12 protein-coding genes and 1 CRISPR repeat array are annotated in these 16,683 nt (G+C 70.8%); of the genes, 10 read left to right on the top strand and 2 right to left on the bottom strand.

Annotation, left to right across the window (positions count from 1 at the left end; all coding sequences use genetic code 11):
* The first annotated feature begins 249 nt into the window (after positions 1-249).
* Positions 250-1,017, top strand: a complete 768-nt coding sequence (locus OHA30_RS20290; protein WP_328915282.1) for a helix-turn-helix domain-containing protein — start codon at positions 250-252, stop codon at positions 1,015-1,017.
* A 130-nt stretch (positions 1,018-1,147) separates the two neighbouring features.
* A CRISPR array of direct repeats spans positions 1,148-1,542; the repeat unit is 29 nt; unit sequence GTGCTCCCCGCACGCGCGGGGATGGTCCC.
* Between the two features lie 76 nt (positions 1,543-1,618).
* Here OHA30_RS20290 and OHA30_RS20285 read toward each other — a convergent pair.
* On the bottom strand, positions 1,619-2,902 hold the full coding sequence (locus OHA30_RS20285) for an NtaA/DmoA family FMN-dependent monooxygenase (RefSeq protein WP_328915281.1): 1,284 nt from the start codon (positions 2,900-2,902) through the stop codon (positions 1,619-1,621).
* A 1,158-nt stretch (positions 2,903-4,060) separates the two neighbouring features.
* Between OHA30_RS20285 and OHA30_RS20280 the strand changes: the two genes are divergently transcribed.
* The gene (locus OHA30_RS20280) at positions 4,061-5,590 is read left to right on the top strand and encodes a SulP family inorganic anion transporter (protein ID WP_328915280.1); all 1,530 of its coding nucleotides are present in this window, start codon (positions 4,061-4,063) and stop codon (positions 5,588-5,590) included.
* 144 nt (positions 5,591-5,734) lie between these two features.
* Here OHA30_RS20280 and OHA30_RS20275 read toward each other — a convergent pair whose 3' ends face one another.
* The gene (locus OHA30_RS20275; RefSeq protein WP_328915279.1) at positions 5,735-6,967 is read right to left on the bottom strand and encodes an ROK family transcriptional regulator; all 1,233 of its coding nucleotides are present in this window, start codon (positions 6,965-6,967) and stop codon (positions 5,735-5,737) included.
* A gap of 201 nt (positions 6,968-7,168) precedes the next feature.
* Between OHA30_RS20275 and OHA30_RS20270 the strand changes: the two genes are divergently transcribed.
* The 8 genes from OHA30_RS20270 to OHA30_RS20235 all read left to right on the top strand — a co-directional run bounded on the left by OHA30_RS20270 (position 7,169) and on the right by OHA30_RS20235 (position 16,676).
* Positions 7,169-8,188 carry a substrate-binding domain-containing protein gene (locus OHA30_RS20270; protein ID WP_328915278.1) on the top strand — a complete coding sequence of 340 codons (1,020 nt, stop codon included), beginning with the start codon at positions 7,169-7,171 and terminating at the stop codon, positions 8,186-8,188.
* Positions 8,185-9,192, top strand: a complete 1,008-nt coding sequence (locus tag OHA30_RS20265; RefSeq protein WP_328915277.1) for an ABC transporter permease — start codon at positions 8,185-8,187, stop codon at positions 9,190-9,192. The genes OHA30_RS20270 and OHA30_RS20265 overlap by 4 nt, the downstream gene beginning before the upstream one ends.
* Positions 9,189-10,043, top strand: a complete 855-nt coding sequence (locus OHA30_RS20260; protein WP_328915276.1) for an ATP-binding cassette domain-containing protein — start codon at positions 9,189-9,191, stop codon at positions 10,041-10,043. The genes OHA30_RS20265 and OHA30_RS20260 overlap by 4 nt, the downstream gene beginning before the upstream one ends.
* Positions 10,040-10,747, top strand: coding sequence for a nucleoside/nucleotide kinase family protein (locus OHA30_RS20255; RefSeq protein WP_328915275.1), 708 nt, complete (start codon positions 10,040-10,042; stop codon positions 10,745-10,747). Before OHA30_RS20260 ends, OHA30_RS20255 begins: the two co-directional genes overlap by 4 nt.
* Positions 10,744-11,511, top strand: a complete 768-nt coding sequence (locus tag OHA30_RS20250; protein WP_328915274.1) for an SDR family NAD(P)-dependent oxidoreductase — start codon at positions 10,744-10,746, stop codon at positions 11,509-11,511. The genes OHA30_RS20255 and OHA30_RS20250 overlap by 4 nt, the downstream gene beginning before the upstream one ends.
* Before the next feature lie 129 nt (positions 11,512-11,640).
* Positions 11,641-13,758, top strand: a complete 2,118-nt coding sequence (gene tkt / locus OHA30_RS20245; protein ID WP_328915273.1) for a transketolase — start codon at positions 11,641-11,643, stop codon at positions 13,756-13,758.
* 677 nt (positions 13,759-14,435) lie between these two features.
* Positions 14,436-15,431 (top strand): 4-hydroxy-3-methylbut-2-enyl diphosphate reductase, encoded by a 996-nt coding sequence (locus tag OHA30_RS20240; RefSeq protein WP_328915272.1) that lies wholly within the window; start codon positions 14,436-14,438, stop codon positions 15,429-15,431.
* Between the two features lie 177 nt (positions 15,432-15,608).
* Positions 15,609-16,676 (top strand): polyprenyl synthetase family protein, encoded by a 1,068-nt coding sequence (locus OHA30_RS20235; RefSeq protein WP_328915271.1) that lies wholly within the window; start codon positions 15,609-15,611, stop codon positions 16,674-16,676.
* Positions 16,677-16,683: the final 7 nt, after the last annotated feature.

The raw sequence follows: 16,683 nt of genomic DNA, 5'->3' as shown, positions 1-16,683 counted from the left end.
GGCCCTGACCTTCTCCCCGGGGCCGAGGCCGGTGAAGGACTCCCCGACCGGATGCCGGCAGGCGCGCGGGGGGCCGCACGGCCGGGTCCACCCCCGTGCAGGCCCCTACTGCCACGCGCGCCCGCGCCCGGTCCCCGGCCTGGCGCCACAGGCGGGGTCAGCGGGAGACCTTCGCCCCGGGGGTCACGCCGGACACAGACGGCGTGACCCCCACCCCCACCCCATCTCGTTGGAGAGGACCGTCCGGTCATGACCCGCACCCGCCCCCGTACCCGGCCCCGCACGCTGCACCAGGAACCCCGGGCCGTCACCTGGGCCCGCGAGAAGGCCGGACTGACCAAACGCGCCCTCGCCCAGGAGATCGGGATCTCCGAAGTGCTCATGGGCGAGATCGAATCCGGCTGGCGCAGCGCCACCCCCGCCAACCTCGCCAGAATCGCCCGCGCTCTCAACTGCCCCCTGGTCGTCCTCGAACGCGCACGCGCAGCCGCCACGGCACAGCACCCGGCCACCTCCGATCTTCCCGACCCCGGAGCCGAAACCATGACTGCGCCGACCACCGCCGAGCAGGCTCAGGCCCCCGCCGGGACCTGGACCCTGACCACGACCAACGGCTACACCGCCACCGGTCACCTGCCCGGCTGGGCCGAGGACGACCCGAGCGCGGACGGCGTACCGCTGGACCGGCTGTCCGCGCAGCTCGCGGACATCACCCACCGCGCCCCCTTCGACGGCCTCTGCGTCCAGGCCGTCCACGGCGCCGGCCCCGCCGAACCCAACGAAATCCTCAGCGGCAGCATCGAATGCGTCCCCTACGCCGACCACCCCGAACCCAACATCCCCGTCGTCAACCTCCGCATCATCGACGACCACTGGATCACCAGCCTCGGCCCCACCCAACTCGCCGACCTCGCCACCGCGTTACGCACCCACGCCGACCACCTCGACCACCACGTCGCTCCTGCCCTCACCGCCGCCCGCGACGACTGGGCCGCCCGTCGCGGCGGCAAGCCATAGGCTGACGGGGACGGTTGGCGTAGACATGGGCGTGGAGGTGCGGGCGATGGGCGATTCGTTCCGTACGTCGGTTTCAGTGAAAGTGACGGAATCCGCCACCTGCGCGCGGTAAACACCCAGGTCATCTAGGGTGCTCCCCGCACGCGCGGGGATGGTCCCTTCGGATTCATATAAAGATGAGTATGAATCCGGTGCTCCCCGCACGCGCGGGGATGGTCCCTTCCACGCCCGCCACATCGGGTCATCCGAGTGGTGCTCCCCGCACGCGCGGGGATGGTCCCTCCGCGCCCCACCATCCACCGCGCCCCCGTTCGTGCTCCCCGCACGCGCGGGGATGGTCCCCCGCCCAAGTAGCCGGTGATCATGCCGCCGAGGTGCTCCCCGCACGCGCGGGGTTGGTCCCATCCCCGCAGCCGTCGCCCAGACCGTCGCGCGGTGCTCCCCGCATGTGCGGGGATGGTCCCGCGGGCGCGCACGACGTGGCCACGACCAGCCAGTGCTCCCCGCACGCGCGGGGATGGTCCCCCCTTCGTCCTCCAGTGCTGGGCCGAAGACCCGTGCTCCCCGCCTTCGCGGGGTTGGCGTGTGGACGGGGGCGAGGTCAGAGGGTGGTGGGGGTCGGGGCGGCGGCGACGGACGTGGCCGGGCGGGGTGGGAGGTCGAGGCCGAGGTTTTCGCGCAACGTGTCGCCCTCGTAGTCCTCGGCGACGATCTTCCGCTTGCGCAGCTCGCTCAGCAGGCCGTTGACGACGAAGTCGTGCTGGCGCGGGTCCGCGAAGCCGCCGAGTGTGATGACGTCCAGGACGCCCGCCCGGAAGCGTTCCTCGACGGCGTCGGCGAGCTGTTCGGGCGTACCGGCGACGGCCCAGTGCCCGGTGTCCTGGGCCGCGATCACGAGTTCCCGCAGTGTGTAGCCCTGTCGCGCGTAGCCGGTGAAGATGTCGACCCGGCCGCGGCGGCGGTTGACCGACGTGATGTCCGGCAGCAGGCTCTCCGGCAGCTTCGAGTCGAGCGGGACCTCCGAGAGATCGACCCCGCCGCCGAGCATGTCGGCCACCAGGGCGCGGCCGCCTTCGAAGTCGATCGACTCGCGCTTCTCGCGCACGAGCCGCCGTACCTCCTCCTCGGTGGCGCCGTACGTGGCGTGGAACGAGCTGAAGATCAGCGGCAGTCCGCCGGCCCGGCCGAGCTGTTCGGCCTGGGCGCGGATCTTCCGGGTGAAGTCCAACGCGATGTCGAGGGTGGGCAGCGAGGTGAAGACGACCTCGGCGTAACGGGCGCCCAGGGCTGTACCCGCCTCGGACTGACCGGCCTGGAACTGCACCGGGCGCCGCTGCGGCAACGGCGGGATGTTCAGCGGACCGGCCACCGAGAAGAACTTGCCGGAGTGGTCGATGGGGTGCACCCGCTCCGGGTGCAGCACCGCCTTCCCGTCCGGGCCGACGGTCAGCGCGCCCGGCTCCCAGCTGTCCCACAGCGCGTTGACGACCTCCAGCGTCTCCGCGGCCCTCGCGTAGCGCTCCTCGGGGCTGGGCAGGTCGCCGGGGCCGAAGTTCTCCTCGCCGATCGAGGACGTCACCAGATTCCAGGCGGCCCGCCCGTTGCTGACGTGGTCGAGGGTCCCGAACAGCCGGGCCAGGTTGTACGGGTGGTGGAAGGTGGTCGAGACCGTGGCGATCAGCCCGATCCGCGAGGTCACCTGGCTCAGCGCCGAGACGAAGACCAACGGCTCCTGCGAGCCGATCGCGCCCTGCGCGCCGAAGCTGAGCAGGTCGGCGGTGAACAGCGCGTCGATCCGCGCGGCCTCGGCGAGTTTCGCCACGCGGACGGCGGTGTCCAGCGTGGACCGGGTGGGGTCGACCGCCAGGTCGTAGGTCTCCGACACACCGCCGGCTCCGGTTACGGTCTTCAGTGTCCTGGGCCGCTTCGCGCTCACAACTCGTCCATTCTCACCGACGTCGGTGACGTCTCGGGGCAGCGGAATCTTCGGGGGGAACGGGCACCGGGCGCGTACCGGACCTGGTCCGGGCGCGCGTCTTCTCGGGTGCGCGCGGGCACGCGGAGGCGCGTGGGCCCGCAGGGGGAGGTGGAGCGGATCGTCAGCGACAGAGCGCGGCGTGGGTACGGCAGAGGTCCACGTGCCGGCGCTTCGTCCCGATCGGCAGCGGAACCGTGGTTCCGACCGACCCGACGTGCGATGCGCTCACGGTGACTCCCGTCGGCCGGGCGTCGACGCCCGGCGGCGCCGCGGAACGCGACGCGTGGTGACCGCGGCCTCGACGAATCGGATCGCTCGGCCGCTCTTGTTTCTTATTGGTGCGGAACGAACGTACGTGGCGGGTGGGCGCACTTGTCAAGAGCGGATGCCCTTCGGGCGGAGGTTGGGGGTCGGCGCGCGCGCCGCGGCGGGCGCGTCCCCGCGCCGGCGGGCGGCGGTGTACCGCGCGGGCCGACGACGGCGTTTCGGGCCGATCGACGGCAGCGTTCCGCGCCGGACGGCGCCCATGTTCCGGACCGGTCACGGCTACGTCCTGCGCCGGACGGCCACGGCGCCCCCGACCAACCGACGGCCACGTTCCGCGCCGGACGGTGGCCCCGCTCTCGACCAGACGGCGAGACGGCGTTCTCGACCGGTCGGCGGCAGGATTCGGGACCGGCCTAAACCCGTATATACAGGACCTTTTGGACAGAGTCCGTGCGCGGGTCAGGGTAGAGTCGTCGCGGTGACGGCGGCCCTGGGCCGCGTCCCAGCCGTGCGGGCGGGCACCGATGGCCGTCCGCCGCCGTGTCGGGGCCGACGACGCCCCCGCAGAAACCCGCGAGCAGGAGAGACGAAGCGTGCGCATGATTCTGTCGCCCGCCGCCGCCTGCTGCCCGCCCTGATGTCACCCACGCGCTGAGCCGTACCGCCCGTCACCGGCGGTACGGCCCCCGCGACCGGACCTCCGCCCGCGACGCCGGGCGATCCGCGCACCGCCGCCCAGGCCCTGCGCGTCCCCCGCGCGGCCCTCCTCGGCCGCGCCCGAGCACGAACAGGTCTCCCGTGCAGTCCCCCGCCAAGCCGCCGTCCCCGTCCCCGTCTCCCTCCCCGTCCCCGTCCGCGCGCCTCCGCGGCCTGCCCCGGCCCGTCTGGCTCTCACCGAAGGTCTTCCGTGTCGAGGTCCTGGCCGGCCTCGTGGTGGGCCTGGCGCTGATTCCCGAGGCGATCTCGTTCTCCGTCATCGCCGGAGTCGACCCCAAGGTGGGCCTGTTCGCCGCGTGCACGATGGCGATGGTCATCGCCTTCGTCGGCGGCCGCCCGGCGATGATCTCCGCCTCCACCGGCGCCGTCGCCCTGGTCGTGGCGCCCGTCACCCGCCAGCACGGTCTGGGCTATCTGATCGCCACGGTCATCCTCGCCGGGATCTTCCAGATCGTGCTGGGCTCGCTCGGGGTGGCCAAGCTGATGCGGTTCGTGCCGCGTTCGGTGATGGTCGGCTTCGTCAACGCGCTGGGCATCCTGCTGTTCACCGCGCAGATCCCCAACCTCCACGACGTGCCCTGGGCGGTCTATCCGCTGGTCGTCGCGGGCCTGGCGATGATGGTGTTCTTTCCCCGGATCACCAAGGCGGTGCCCGCGCCGCTGGTGTCGATCGTGATCCTGACCGTGATCACGGTGGCGGCCGGGATCGCGGTGCCCACGGTCGGCGACAAGGGCAAGCTGCCGTCGTCACTGCCGGTGCCGGGGCTGCCCGACGTCCCGTTCACCGTCCACACGCTCACCGTCATCGCGCCCTACGCGCTGGCGATGGCGCTGGTCGGGCTGATGGAGTCGCTGATGACCGCCAAGCTGGTGGACGACATCACCGACACCGACTCCAACAAGACCCGGGAGTGCGTCGGCCAGGGTGTCGCCAACATCGTCACCGGGTTCTTCGGCGGCATGGGCGGCTGCGCGATGATCGGCCAGACCATGATCAACGTCAAGAACGGCGCCCGCACCCGGCTCTCGACGTTCCTGGCCGGGTTCTTCCTGCTGATCCTGTGCATCGCGCTCGGGCCGATAGTCTCCGACATCCCGATGGCCGCCCTGGTCGCGGTCATGGTCCTGGTCTCGGTCGGCACCTTCGACTGGCACTCGGTCAGGCCCGCCACGCTCAAGCGGATGCCGGTCGGCGAGACCGCCGTCATGGTCGTCACCGTGGCCGTCGTGGTCGTGACCCGCAACCTGTCGATCGGTGTCGTGGTCGGGACCGTCACCGCCATGGTGATCTTCGCCCGCCGGGTCGCCCACCACGCCGACGTCACGGCCTCCACCGATCCCGACGGAGGGACAGTCGTCTACGCCGTCACCGGCGAGCTGTTCTTCGCCTCCTCCAACGACCTGGTCAACCGGTTCGACTACGCGGGCGACCCCGGCCGGGTCGTCATCGACCTCACCGACGCCCATGTCTGGGACGCCTCCTCGGTGGCCGCCCTCGACGCGATCACCGGCAAGTACGCCGGGCGCGGCAAGAACGTCGAGATCGTCGGCCTCAACGAGGCCAGCGCGAAGATGCACGGCAACCTCAGCGGCGAACTCACCAGCCACTGACCCGCCCCCGCTCCACGACCGCCGCCCGTACCCGAGAGGCGGCGCTCGTGGGGCGGCCGGTGCCCCACACCAGGACATGCCAATACGTACTAAAGCGTGCCAAAGCGGGCAGCCCCGGCTACGGCGAAAGCGGCGACCCCGGGGTCAGAGCGTCGCGAAGGGGGACCCGCCCGCGGCGAGCGTGGCGTCGAGCGTCGCCGGGTGGAGGACGTGGTCGCGTACGAGGTAGGTGGCTCCGGCGATCCCGGCCCGGGACTTGAACTTGGTCGGCACGATCTGCAACTGCCGTGTGGCAAGCGGCAGTGAGCGCTGGTAGATGACCTCGCGGACGCCCGCCATCAGATGGTCGCCGACGGTGTTGAGCCGACCGCCGAGGACGATGATGTCCGGGTTGAGCAGGCTGGTCGCGTAGGCGACGGCCTCGCCGAGGATCCGGCCCGCGGTCCGCAGGGCGGCGACGGCGGCGCTGTCCCCGCGCTTGACCTGGTCGACGACATCGCGCGCGTCGTGGCCGTCGTTCTGGTGACGGCCGCGCAGATCGCGGGCCAGCGCCCAGCCGCCGATGAGGGATTCCAGGCAGCCCCGGTTGCCGCAGCGGCACTGCGGGTCGCCGAAGCCGGTGATGTGGGCGTGGCCGATGTCGCCCGCCGCCCCCTGGGCGCCCCGGTTGACGCGTCCGCCGATGACCATTCCGCTGCCGACGCCGGTGCCGGCCTTGATGTAGAGCAGATGCGGCTGGTCGCGCCAGAACCGCCGGTGCTCGGCGAGGGTGAGCAGATTGACGTCGTTGTCGATGAGGATCGGGACCTGCCAAGTCCGGCGCAAATGTCCGCGAATGTCGTAATCGTCCCACCCGGACATGATGGACCAGCCGAGTACGCGGCCGGCCTCGTAGTCGACGGGCGCGGGCAGTCCCAGTCCGATGCCGGCGACCGCCTTGTCGGCGAGGCCGGCGTTGCCGATCATCTCCCGTACGGTCGCCGTGATCTTGTCGAGGAGCACATCGGGGCCCTCCCCGAGGACGAGCCGCTCGACGCGTTCGGTGAGGATGCCCGCGCTGAGGTCCGTGACGGCGACCCGAGTCCGCTCCTCCCCGACGTCCACGCTGATGATCAGCCCCGCGGAGGGGTCGAGTTGCAGCGTCCGGGACGGCCGGCCGCGCGAGGGCACGCTCTGGTCGCTCTCCCGGATCAGGCCGGCGGCGAACAGCACGTCGAGCCGCTGACCGACCGTCGACCGGGACAGGCCGGTCAGCTGGGAGATGGCGGTCCGGGTCCGGGCCTGGCCCGTGGTGATCAGTTCCAGGATGCGTCCGGGGCCCTCGTCCGCGCGCCAGGGAACCGGGCCGGCCGGGGCCGTACTTGTCGTATCGGTCATCTCGCTCCGCTCTCGGGAAGTCGCGCGTCACTGTAGTGAACCACCGATTTACGTCGGCCACCATACATAAGAAGGTTCTTTCTGCTTGACAGGCGATAGAACGATACGCAATATCGACGTAACAACCCGGTCATGTCGACGCCCGAAGCGAATAAACCCGCTGCGGGGCCGAGATGACGGCCCTGCGTCCAGGAGGACTCAATGAAGATCGTCCGACGTGTTCCCACCCCGGCCCGGATCGCGGCCCTCACCATCGCCTGTGCCGTCGCCGCCGTGGGATGCGGCTCGGGCGGCGGGTCCGGCGGTGGCTCGGGCGGCGCCCCCACCCTCGGGATCGTCGAACTGAACCTGAGCAACCCGTTCTTCAACACCCTGGAAAAGGGGACCGAGGCCGCAGCGAAGGCCAAGGGCTGGAAGGTCATGAAGGCCGAGGCCAAGACTCCGGGCGACTCGGCGACGCAGGTGACCGCCATCGAGAACATGATCGCCAACAAGGTGAAGGCGATCGTCGTCACCCCGGCCAACGCGACCGCGCTCAACGGCGTACTGAAGAAGGCCCAGGACAAGGGCATTCTCGTGCTCACCGTCAACGCGGCCCTCGACCCGACCGACGCCGCGGACGCGACCTACGCCACCGACAACGTCACGGCGGGCAAGCTCATCGGCGAGTGGGCCAAGGCGTCCTCCCCGAGCGACCCGCATGTCGCGCTGCTGGACTTCGACCTCTCGGACAAGCCGGCCGCCGACCGTCACAACGGATTCCTCAGCGGCTACGGCATCACCGCCAAGTCCCCGGTCGTGGCGGGCAGCGCGCTGACCCAGGGCACGGTGGACACCGGCCAGTCCCAGATGGAGAACCTGCTGTCGGCCCACCCCGACATCAATGTCGTCTACACGATCAACGAGCCCGTCGCGCACGGCGCCTACACCGCCCTCAAGAACAAGGGCCTGGCCGCGAAGACCGTCCTGGTCTCGGTCGACGGCGCGTGCAGCGGTGTCGAGGACGTGAAGAAGGGCATCATCGGCGCCACCGCGATGCAGTTCCCCGACAAGATGGGTGAGATGGCCGTCGCCGCCGCCGATCAGTACGTCAAGGACGGCACCAAGCCCAAGGGCGGCATCATCGACTCGGGCACGGTCCTCATCACCGACCACCCGGTGGCCGGCGTCGACTCCCAGTCCTCCGATTGGGGCCTGAGCCACTGCTGGGGTCCCAAGTGACCACCGCTCATGACGTCGACGTCGCGGCCCTCGAAAGGGGCCTCGGCCCCCGCCGGGACCTCCGCGGCCTGGCGTCCCATCAGATCGCCGGGCCGCTCGCGGCCCTGATCGTCGCGATCGTCGTGTTCGCCCTGTCGACGAGCACGTTCTTCAACTCCGAGAACCTGTCGCTGATCGCCCAGCAGTCCGTCGTGGTGGGCACCCTGGCGCTCGGTCAGACCCTGATCATCCTGACGTCGGGCATCGACCTGGCGAACGGCGCGATCATGGTCCTCGGATCGGTCGTCATCGGGAAGATGGCCGTCCACGGCAACCCGGTCCTGGCCGCGCTGGTCGGTCTGGTGATCTGTGTGGCGGTCGGCTCGGTCAACGGCATGCTGGTGTCGTTCCTGAAGCTGCCACCCTTCATCGTCACCCTCGGTGTCATGTCGGTGGTCGCCGCGTCGGCCCGGCTCTACACCTCCTCGCAGAGCTACACCATCGGATCCGACTTCCTGACCGTGCTCAACGAGGGGCCGACGGTCGGCGGGGTGACCATCACCTACGGGGTCATGCTGTGGATCGCCCTCACCGCGGTGCTGGGCTACGCCCTCAGCCAGACCTCCTGGGGGGTGCGGGTCTACGCCGTCGGTGACAACGACAAGGCGGCGGCGCTCGCCGGGATCAAGGTCAAGCGGGTCCTGCTGAGCGTGTACGTGGTCGCGGCGGTCATCTACTTCTTCGCCGCCTGGCAGGCACTCGGCCGCACCCCGACCGCCGACCCCAGCGGGTACGCCAACGGCAACCTCGACAGCATCACCGCGGTCGTCATCGGAGGCACCAGCCTCTTCGGCGGCCGGGGCGGGGTCCTCGGCACGTTCATCGGCGCGCTCATCGTGACCGTGCTCCAGAACGGGCTCACCCAGGCCGGTATCGACTCGCTCTACCAGCAGGTCGCCACCGGGGTCCTGGTGGTCATCGCCGTCGGTGTCGACCACCTCGTCCGAAGGAGGCAGACACGATGACCGGCTCCGACTCCGTACCGAACGTGATGGAGGCCCGCGGCCTGACCAAGCGTTACGGCCATGTGGTCGCCATGGACAACAGCGACTTCGATCTGCGCCCGGGGGAGATTCTCGCCGTCATCGGCGACAACGGGGCCGGCAAGTCCACCCTGATCAAGTCGCTGACCGGAGCGGTCATCCCCGACGAGGGCACCTTGCTCCTCGACGGGGAGCCCGTACAGTTCCGCAACCCCCTCGACGCCCGCAACGCCGGCATCGAGACCGTGTACCAGGAGCTGGGCGTCGCGCCGGCGCTCGACATCTCCCAGAACCTGTACCTGGGCCGGGAGCAGCGCCGTAAGGGAATTCTCGGCACCGTCTTCCGGCAGCTGGACAAGGGCGCCATGCGGCACGGCTCGGCACGGCACATGGTCGACCTGGGCATCCGTATCCAGTCCATCGGCCAGAAGGTCGAGACCCTGTCCGGCGGGCAGCGCCAGGCCGTCGCCGTCGCGCGGGTCGCCGCCTGGGCGACCCGGGTCGTGGTCATGGACGAGCCGACCGCGGCCCTGGGTGTCCGCGAGACCAACCAGGTCCTCGACCTGATCCTCCGGGTCCGTGACAGGGGGCTGCCCGTGGTGCTCATCAGCCACAACATGCCCAATGTCTTCCAGGTCGCCGACCGTATCCACATTCACCGGCTGGGACGCCGTATCGCGCTGGTCGACCCGAAGAACACCTCCATGGAGGAGGCCGTCGCCCTCATGACCGGTGCCAAGTCGCCCGAGGCGGCCGAGCAGTCCGAACCGCCGCCGCGGCACCCGAGCGACCAGGCGGTACTCACGCAACTGACGAAGGGCGAGCAGCGATGAACCCCCAACCGACCATCGGCACCGAGCGGACGAGGGAGGCCGAGGCCGTCCGCATCGAGGATCTGGTCGCGGCGGCCCGCGCACTGATCGTCCCGGGCGGGCGGCGGGTTCTCGGCATCACCGGCGCCCCCGGTTCGGGCAAGTCCACCCTCGGCGAGACCATCGTGTCCGCCCTCGGCGACCAGGCGGTGCTTGTCGGGCTCGACGGCTTCCACCTGGCCAACGCCGAGCTGGACCGGCTGGGACGGCGGGCCCGCAAGGGAGCCGCCGACACCTTCGACGCCGCCGGGTACGTCAACCTTCTGCGCCGGCTGCGCGCGCAGGAGGACGAGACCGTCTACACCTCGTTCTTCGACCGGAGCATGGAGGAGTCCATCTCCTGCGCGGTGCCCATCGCGCGCGACGTGCCCCTGATCGTCACCGAGGGCAATTACCTGCTGGTCGACGAGGGCCCCTGGGGTCCGGTGCGCGGACTGCTCGACCAGTGCTGGTACCTGGACCCGGGCGACGGCGTCCGCTTCGACCGGCTGATCGCCCGCCACATCTCCTTCGGACGCTCCGCCGAGGAGGCGTACGAGCGCTCGCACGGCTCGGACCAGCGCAACGCGGAGCTCATCGAGAGCACTCGCCCGCACGCGGACCGGATCGTCCGGGTGCCGGCCGTGACATCACAGACCCCGTTCATCGAGGAGGCAACCGCATGAGCGTCCTGGACCAGTTCCGGCTCGACGGGAAGGTAGCCGTCGTCACCGGCGGAAACCGCGGCATCGGCAAGGCCATCGCGACCGCGCTGGCCGAGGCGGGCGCCTCGGTCGCGATCGCCAGCCGGGACGAGGCGCGCAACGGCGAGGCCGTGGCCGAACTGGCGGCCCTCGGCGGCACCGTGATCTCCACGCGGACCGACGTCACCAGCCGCGAAGCCCTCGTCGCCATGCGCGACCAGGTCACCGAGCAGCTGGGCCCGATCGACATTCTCGTCAACAACGCCGGCGTGGGCATCCACGGCGAGTCGCTGACCATCGACGACGAGAACTGGGACCGGGTCATGGCCACCAACCTCAACGCGGTCTGGAAGGCCAGCCAGGTGGTCGGCGAGTCCATGGTCGAGCGCGGCACCGGTTCCATCGTCAACGTCGGATCGATGTCCGGCATGATCATCAACCGTCCGCAGTGGCACGCCCCTTACGCCGTCTCCAAGGCCGGGGTCCACCACATGACCCGGTCGCTGGCCGCGGAGTGGGCACCCCGCTCGGTACGGGTGAACGCGATCGCCCCCGGCTACACCAAGACCGAGATCTCCGACATCGACCTCCCCGAGTACAAGCACTACTGGATCGACGAAGTCCCGATGCAGCGGTACGCGCAGGCCTCGGAGATCGCCCCGGCCGCCCTCTACCTGGCCAGCCCGGCGTCGTCCTTCGTCACCGGATCGGTCCTCGTCATCGACGGCGGCTACACCCTGTGGTGAACCGACCCCCGGTGCGGCCGGCGCCCTCCGCGGCGCCCTGCGGACCACCGGACAGGCCCCTCCCGTACGCGACATCCCGTACACCGTGTCCCGTATGCACCCATCTCGTCGAAGTCGAAGGAGCGCTCGGTGACGAGCACTGACACCTCTCGTCCCGCCCGCTTCGAGTGGACCGAGGACGACGCGCGGGCCGTCGTCACCGCGCGCGTCCTGGCCATGGACGCGGTGGAGGAGGCGGGCCACGGCCATCCCGGCACGGCCGTCAGCCTCGCCCCCGCGGCCCATCTGATCTTCCAGCGCTTTCTGCGGCACGACCCCGCCGACCCGGCCTGGCCCGGCCGGGACCGCTTCGTCCTGTCCTGCGGGCACTCCAGCCTGACCCTCTACATCCAGCTCCACCTCACCGGTTACCCGCTGACGCTGGACGACCTGCGCGCGTACCGGAAGAGGGGCAGCCTCACCCCGGCCCACCCCGAGTGGGGCCACACGCCGGGTGTGGAGACCACGACCGGGCCGCTCGGCCAGGGCATCGCCACCGCGGTGGGCATGGCCATGGGCGCCCGCCGTGAGCGGGGGCTGTTCGACCCGGACGCGCCGGAGGGCACGAGCCCGTTCGACCACCGTGTCTTCGTGCTGTGCTCCGACGGCGACATCCAGGAGGGCATCAGCGCGGAGGCGAGCGCCTTCGCCGGCCATCAGAAGCTGGGCAACCTCGTCGTGGTCTACGACGACAACCGCATCTCCATCGAGGGCAGCACCGAACTCGCGGCGAGCGAGGACGTGGCCGCCCGCTACGCCGCCTACGGGTGGCACGTGCAGACGGTGGACCTGGCCGCCGACGGCGACATCGACCTCGCCGGGCTGTCCCGGGCGCTGGAGGAGGCGACGGCCGAGACGGACCGCCCCTCGATCGTCGTGATGCGCAGTGTCATCGCCTGGTCCGTTCCCGGCGCGCAGAACACGCCCGGGTCCCATGGCTCCGCGCTCGGCGCCGAGGCCATCCGCGCGGCGAAGACCGTCCTGGGCGTGGACCCGGACACGGCCTTCGACGTACCGGCGGAGGTCCACGAGCGCACCGCGTCGGCGGCGCGCGAGGCCGGGGCCCGCGCGCACAGTGCCTGGGACAAGGACTTCGCCGCGTGGGCGAACGAGCACCCCGACGCGCACGAGCTGCTGCTGCGGCTGGAGAGCGGGCGGACGCCCGCCGGGTTCGAGGACGCGCGGCCGACGTTCGAGGCCGGTGCACCGGTCGCCACCCGCAAGGCGTTCGGCCGGGCGCTGAAGGCCGCGGCGGCGGAGCTGCCCGAGCTGTGGGGCGGCTCGGCCGACCTCGGCGAGTCCAACAACACGACGGTCGACGGCACCTCGTCGTTCCTGCCCGCGTCGAGTGACCTGCCCGGCGCGGACCCGGCCGGCCGGACGATCCACTGGGGCATCCGCGAGCACTTCATGGCCGCGGCCATGAACGGCATCGCGCTCTCCGGCCTCAGCCGGCCGTACGGCGGCACGTTCCTCGTGTTCAGCGACTACATGAAGCCAGCGGTACGGCTCGCGGCGCTGATGCGGCTGCCGGCCGTCTACGTCTGGACCCACGACTCGATCGGGCTCGGCGAGGACGGGCCCACGCATCAGCCGATCGAGCACCTGGCCTCGCTGCGCGCCCTTCCCGGACTGGACGTGGTGCGGCCCGGTGACGCCAACGAGACGGCGATCACGCTGTGGAAGGTGCTCTCCGGGCGCGGCAGGCCGACGGGGTTCAGCCTCAGCCGGCAGGATCTGCCGGTGTTCCCGGACAGCGGGGACGGGTTCCGGCCGGCCGCCGACGCCGTTCGGGGCGGGTACGTCCGCTGGGAGGCGCCCGCTTCGGACGCCTCGGCCGAACCGGACGTGGTCGTCATCGCCACCGGGTCCGAGGTGGCCGTGGCGGTCACGGCGGCGCGCGCGCTCGCCGACGAGGGAATCCGGGCGCGGGTCGTCTCCATGCCGTGCCGTGAGTGGTTCGACGAGCAGCCGTCGTCGTACCGGGACAGCGTGATCCCGCCGGCCGTGCGCCGCCGGATCACCGTGGAGGCGGGCGTCAGTCAGAGCTGGCACGATCTGCTGGGCCTGGACGGGCGGGCGGTGAGCGTCGAGGAGTTCGGCGCGTCGGCGTCGGCCGCGGAGCTCTTCGAGCACTTCGGCATCACCCCGGAAGCGGTCGCCGGGGCCGCCCGCTCCCTGATCGGCGGTACCGCCCCCGACGCGTGACCCGCGCTCACGGGCGGAAGCCGAGGGCCCTGGGGGGAGGGCCCTTGCGAGGGGGAGGGACGTGCACACCACGTCCCTCCCCGTCCGCACGAGCGAGCCGCAGAGGCCGGCCGACCGATGAAGGTCGCCGGCGTTCGACCTGTCGGGGGTCAGCGTTGGCCGCGGAAGAGGCGGGTGACGACCAGTGCGGCGAACGCGATGACGGCGATCACCATGAGGACGAGCAGGCCGTCGAAGACGTGGGCGTACATGGGGAGTCGCTCCTCGGTCGTGGGGGACGCACAGCAAGGCCCGCGCGGTCGTACCGACCTACTGACGGACTGTCGGATCACCCTAGTGTCGTGGCGATCAATCCCGCGCGGGTTCGCGGAAGTTCACCGCGCCCGTTCCGCGCCCCGGTTCGGCGCCCCCGTTACGTACCCGTTCCGCGCCTGTCATCGGCGCGTGTAGCAGGGGTATGACAAGAACCCGGACTCTTGCCGCGGGTTCGATGACAAGTATTCACGCGCGCCCGCCGGACATGGCAGTGAGCGGGCGGAAATCCTCGAACTCCCGCTGTGCCGGGCGGCCGTCCGCCGATTTCGTTGACACCGTCCGACGGCGGACAGCAACATCGGGGTCCAGTCGACGTGTAAATCACAGACGGCCCCGGACCGGGAGTGGCAGGGATGGAATCCATGGCGAATGTGGAACCTTCGGGTCATCGGCCCCTCACCCGTAAGAAGGTGATTCTGGCCGAACCGAGAGGTTTCTGCGCGGGAGTTCGCCGCGCCATCTCGATCGTCGAGGAGTCCCTGCTCAAGTACGGCGCCCCTGTCTATGTGCGCAAGGAGATCGTCCACAACCACTACGTGGTGCGCTCCCTCCAGCAGCGCGGCGCCGTCTTCGTCGACTCGGAGGAGGACGTGCCCGAGGGCGCGGTCTGCGTGTTCTCCGCGCACGGCGTCTCCCCGGCGGTGCGCGGCAACGCCCAGGACCGGCAGTTGGAGGTCATCGACGCCACCTGCCCGCTGGTGTCCAAGGTGCACCAGGAGGCCCGGCGGTTCGCCCGCGACGGCAAGACGATCCTGCTGATCGGCCACGCGGACCACGAGGAGGTGGAGGGCACCTTCGGCGAGGCGCCGGACCGCACGGTCATCGTGGAATCGGTCGAGGCGGTCAGGGAACTGCCGTTCCCCGCCGACCATCCGGTGGGTTATCTCACCCAGACGACACTTTCCCTGGACGAGACCGCCGATATCATCGACGCGCTCAGCGAGCGTTTTCCCTCGCTCAACAAGCCCGCCAAGGACGACATCTGCTACGCCAGCCAGAACCGGCAGAACGCGGTCAAGGCAATTGCCGAGCGCAGCGACCTCATTCTGGTGGTGGGTTCCGCGAATTCCAGTAATTCCATTCGTATGGTCGAAGTGGCCGCCGGCCTGGGAACGCGTGCCTATCTGGTGCCCGAGGTGGGCGACCTCAGGGAGGAATGGCTGACCGGGGTCGACACGGTCGGCGTCAGCGCCGGCGCCAGCGCTCCCGAGATCCTGGTGGAGCAGGTCGTCGACCGGCTCGGCGAACTCGGCTACGAGGACATCGAATTGGCGCAGGTCGCGGTCGAGAACGTGGTCTTCGGTCTGCCGGCCAGTCTGTCCGGCGCCACCGGCGACACCCGGCCCGTCGCGCCCTGACCCTCCGTACGCCGCCACCGCGGACCTCTCGTACGTGGTCGCGTCCCGGCCACCCCTGCCCGTGCACCGGCCGCCCCGGCCTGCCCGTACGCCGTCCCGGCCCCTTCCGTACGCCGTCGCGTCCCGACCCTTCCGTACGTCGCCAGCAGCGCAGACCTCCAAGGAGAAGGCAACGCCGTGTCCATCATCAGCACCCGTCCGGTCTCGGCCTCGGTCATCACCCAGACCCGCGCGCAGATGCTCACCCGTGTCGAGTCGCGGCTCAACACGTTCGTCCGGGAACAGCGTGAGCGCTGGCACAGCGTCAACCCGCGTGCCGCGCAGCCCATCGACGCGATCTCCGCGCTGGTCCGCAGTGGCGGCAAGCGGCTGCGGCCGGTGTTCTGTCTGAGCGGCTATCTGTCCGCCGGCGGTGATCCGCGCTCGCAGATGGCCGTGGACGCCTCCGCGGCCCTGGAGCTGCTCCAGGCGTTCGCGCTCATCCACGACGACGTCGTGGACAACTCCGCGCTGCGCCGCGGCACCCCCACCGTCCATGTGGCGCAGGCCGCCGAGCACACGGCCCGCGGCTGGCAGGGCGAGGCCCGCCGGTTCGGCGAGGGCGTGGCGGTGCTCGCCGGCGACCTGGCGTTCGTCTACGCCGACCAGATGGCCGCGCGCTTCTCGGTCCCGGCCCGCCGGGTGTGGGACGAGCTGCGCGCCGAGATGATCATCGGCCAGCACCTGGACATCGCGGTCGCGGCCGAAGCCGTCGTGGACCCCTCGCTCTCCCGCTGGATCGCGGTCTGCAAGTCGGGCCGCTACACGATCCACCGCCCGCTGGTGCTGGGCGCCACCCTCGCCGGCCGGCCCGACCTCGCCGACGCCTTCGAGGGCTACGGACTGGCGCTCGGCGAGGCGTTCCAGCTGCGTGACGACCTCATCGACGCCTTCGGCGACACCGACGCCGCCGGCAAGCCGACCGGCCTGGACTTCTCCGAGCACAAGATGACGCTGCTGCTGGCCCTGGCCGCCGAGACCGATCCGCAGGTGCAGCGCCTGCTCGAACAGGGCGGGGCCACCCCCTGGGACGCGGACGAGCTGCGCCGGGTGCTGGAGGAGACCGGCGTACGCCGCCAGGTCGAGCAGACCATCGCCCAGCTCGTCGACCGGGCGTGCCAGTCCCTCGCCGACTGCGACCTCGCGCCGGAGTGGCGTCAGGAGTTCTCCCGCCTGGCCACCCAGGTCGCCTACCGCAACAGCTGACCGGCCG

The sequence above is a fragment of the Streptomyces sp. NBC_00223 genome (genome assembly GCF_036199905.1).
GTDB lineage: Bacteria > Actinomycetota > Actinomycetes > Streptomycetales > Streptomycetaceae > Actinacidiphila.
The sequence above is the reverse complement of the archived record's forward strand: the minus strand, read 5'-3'. Positions and strand labels throughout refer to the sequence as shown.

Excerpts from the sequence above, each read along its gene's own strand:
- OHA30_RS20290 (WP_328915282.1), top strand. The coding sequence starts at position 250 with ATGACCCGCACCCGCCCCCGTACCCGGCCCCGCACGCTGCACCAGGAA.
- OHA30_RS20275 (WP_328915279.1), bottom strand. The coding sequence starts at position 6,967 with ATGACCGATACGACAAGTACGGCCCCGGCCGGCCCGGTTCCCTGGCGC.
- OHA30_RS20270 (WP_328915278.1), top strand. The coding sequence starts at position 7,169 with ATGAAGATCGTCCGACGTGTTCCCACCCCGGCCCGGATCGCGGCCCTC.
- OHA30_RS20260 (WP_328915276.1), top strand. The coding sequence starts at position 9,189 with ATGACCGGCTCCGACTCCGTACCGAACGTGATGGAGGCCCGCGGCCTG.
- OHA30_RS20255 (WP_328915275.1), top strand. The coding sequence starts at position 10,040 with ATGAACCCCCAACCGACCATCGGCACCGAGCGGACGAGGGAGGCCGAG.
- OHA30_RS20250 (WP_328915274.1), top strand. The coding sequence starts at position 10,744 with ATGAGCGTCCTGGACCAGTTCCGGCTCGACGGGAAGGTAGCCGTCGTC.
- OHA30_RS20240 (WP_328915272.1), top strand. The coding sequence starts at position 14,436 with ATGGCGAATGTGGAACCTTCGGGTCATCGGCCCCTCACCCGTAAGAAG.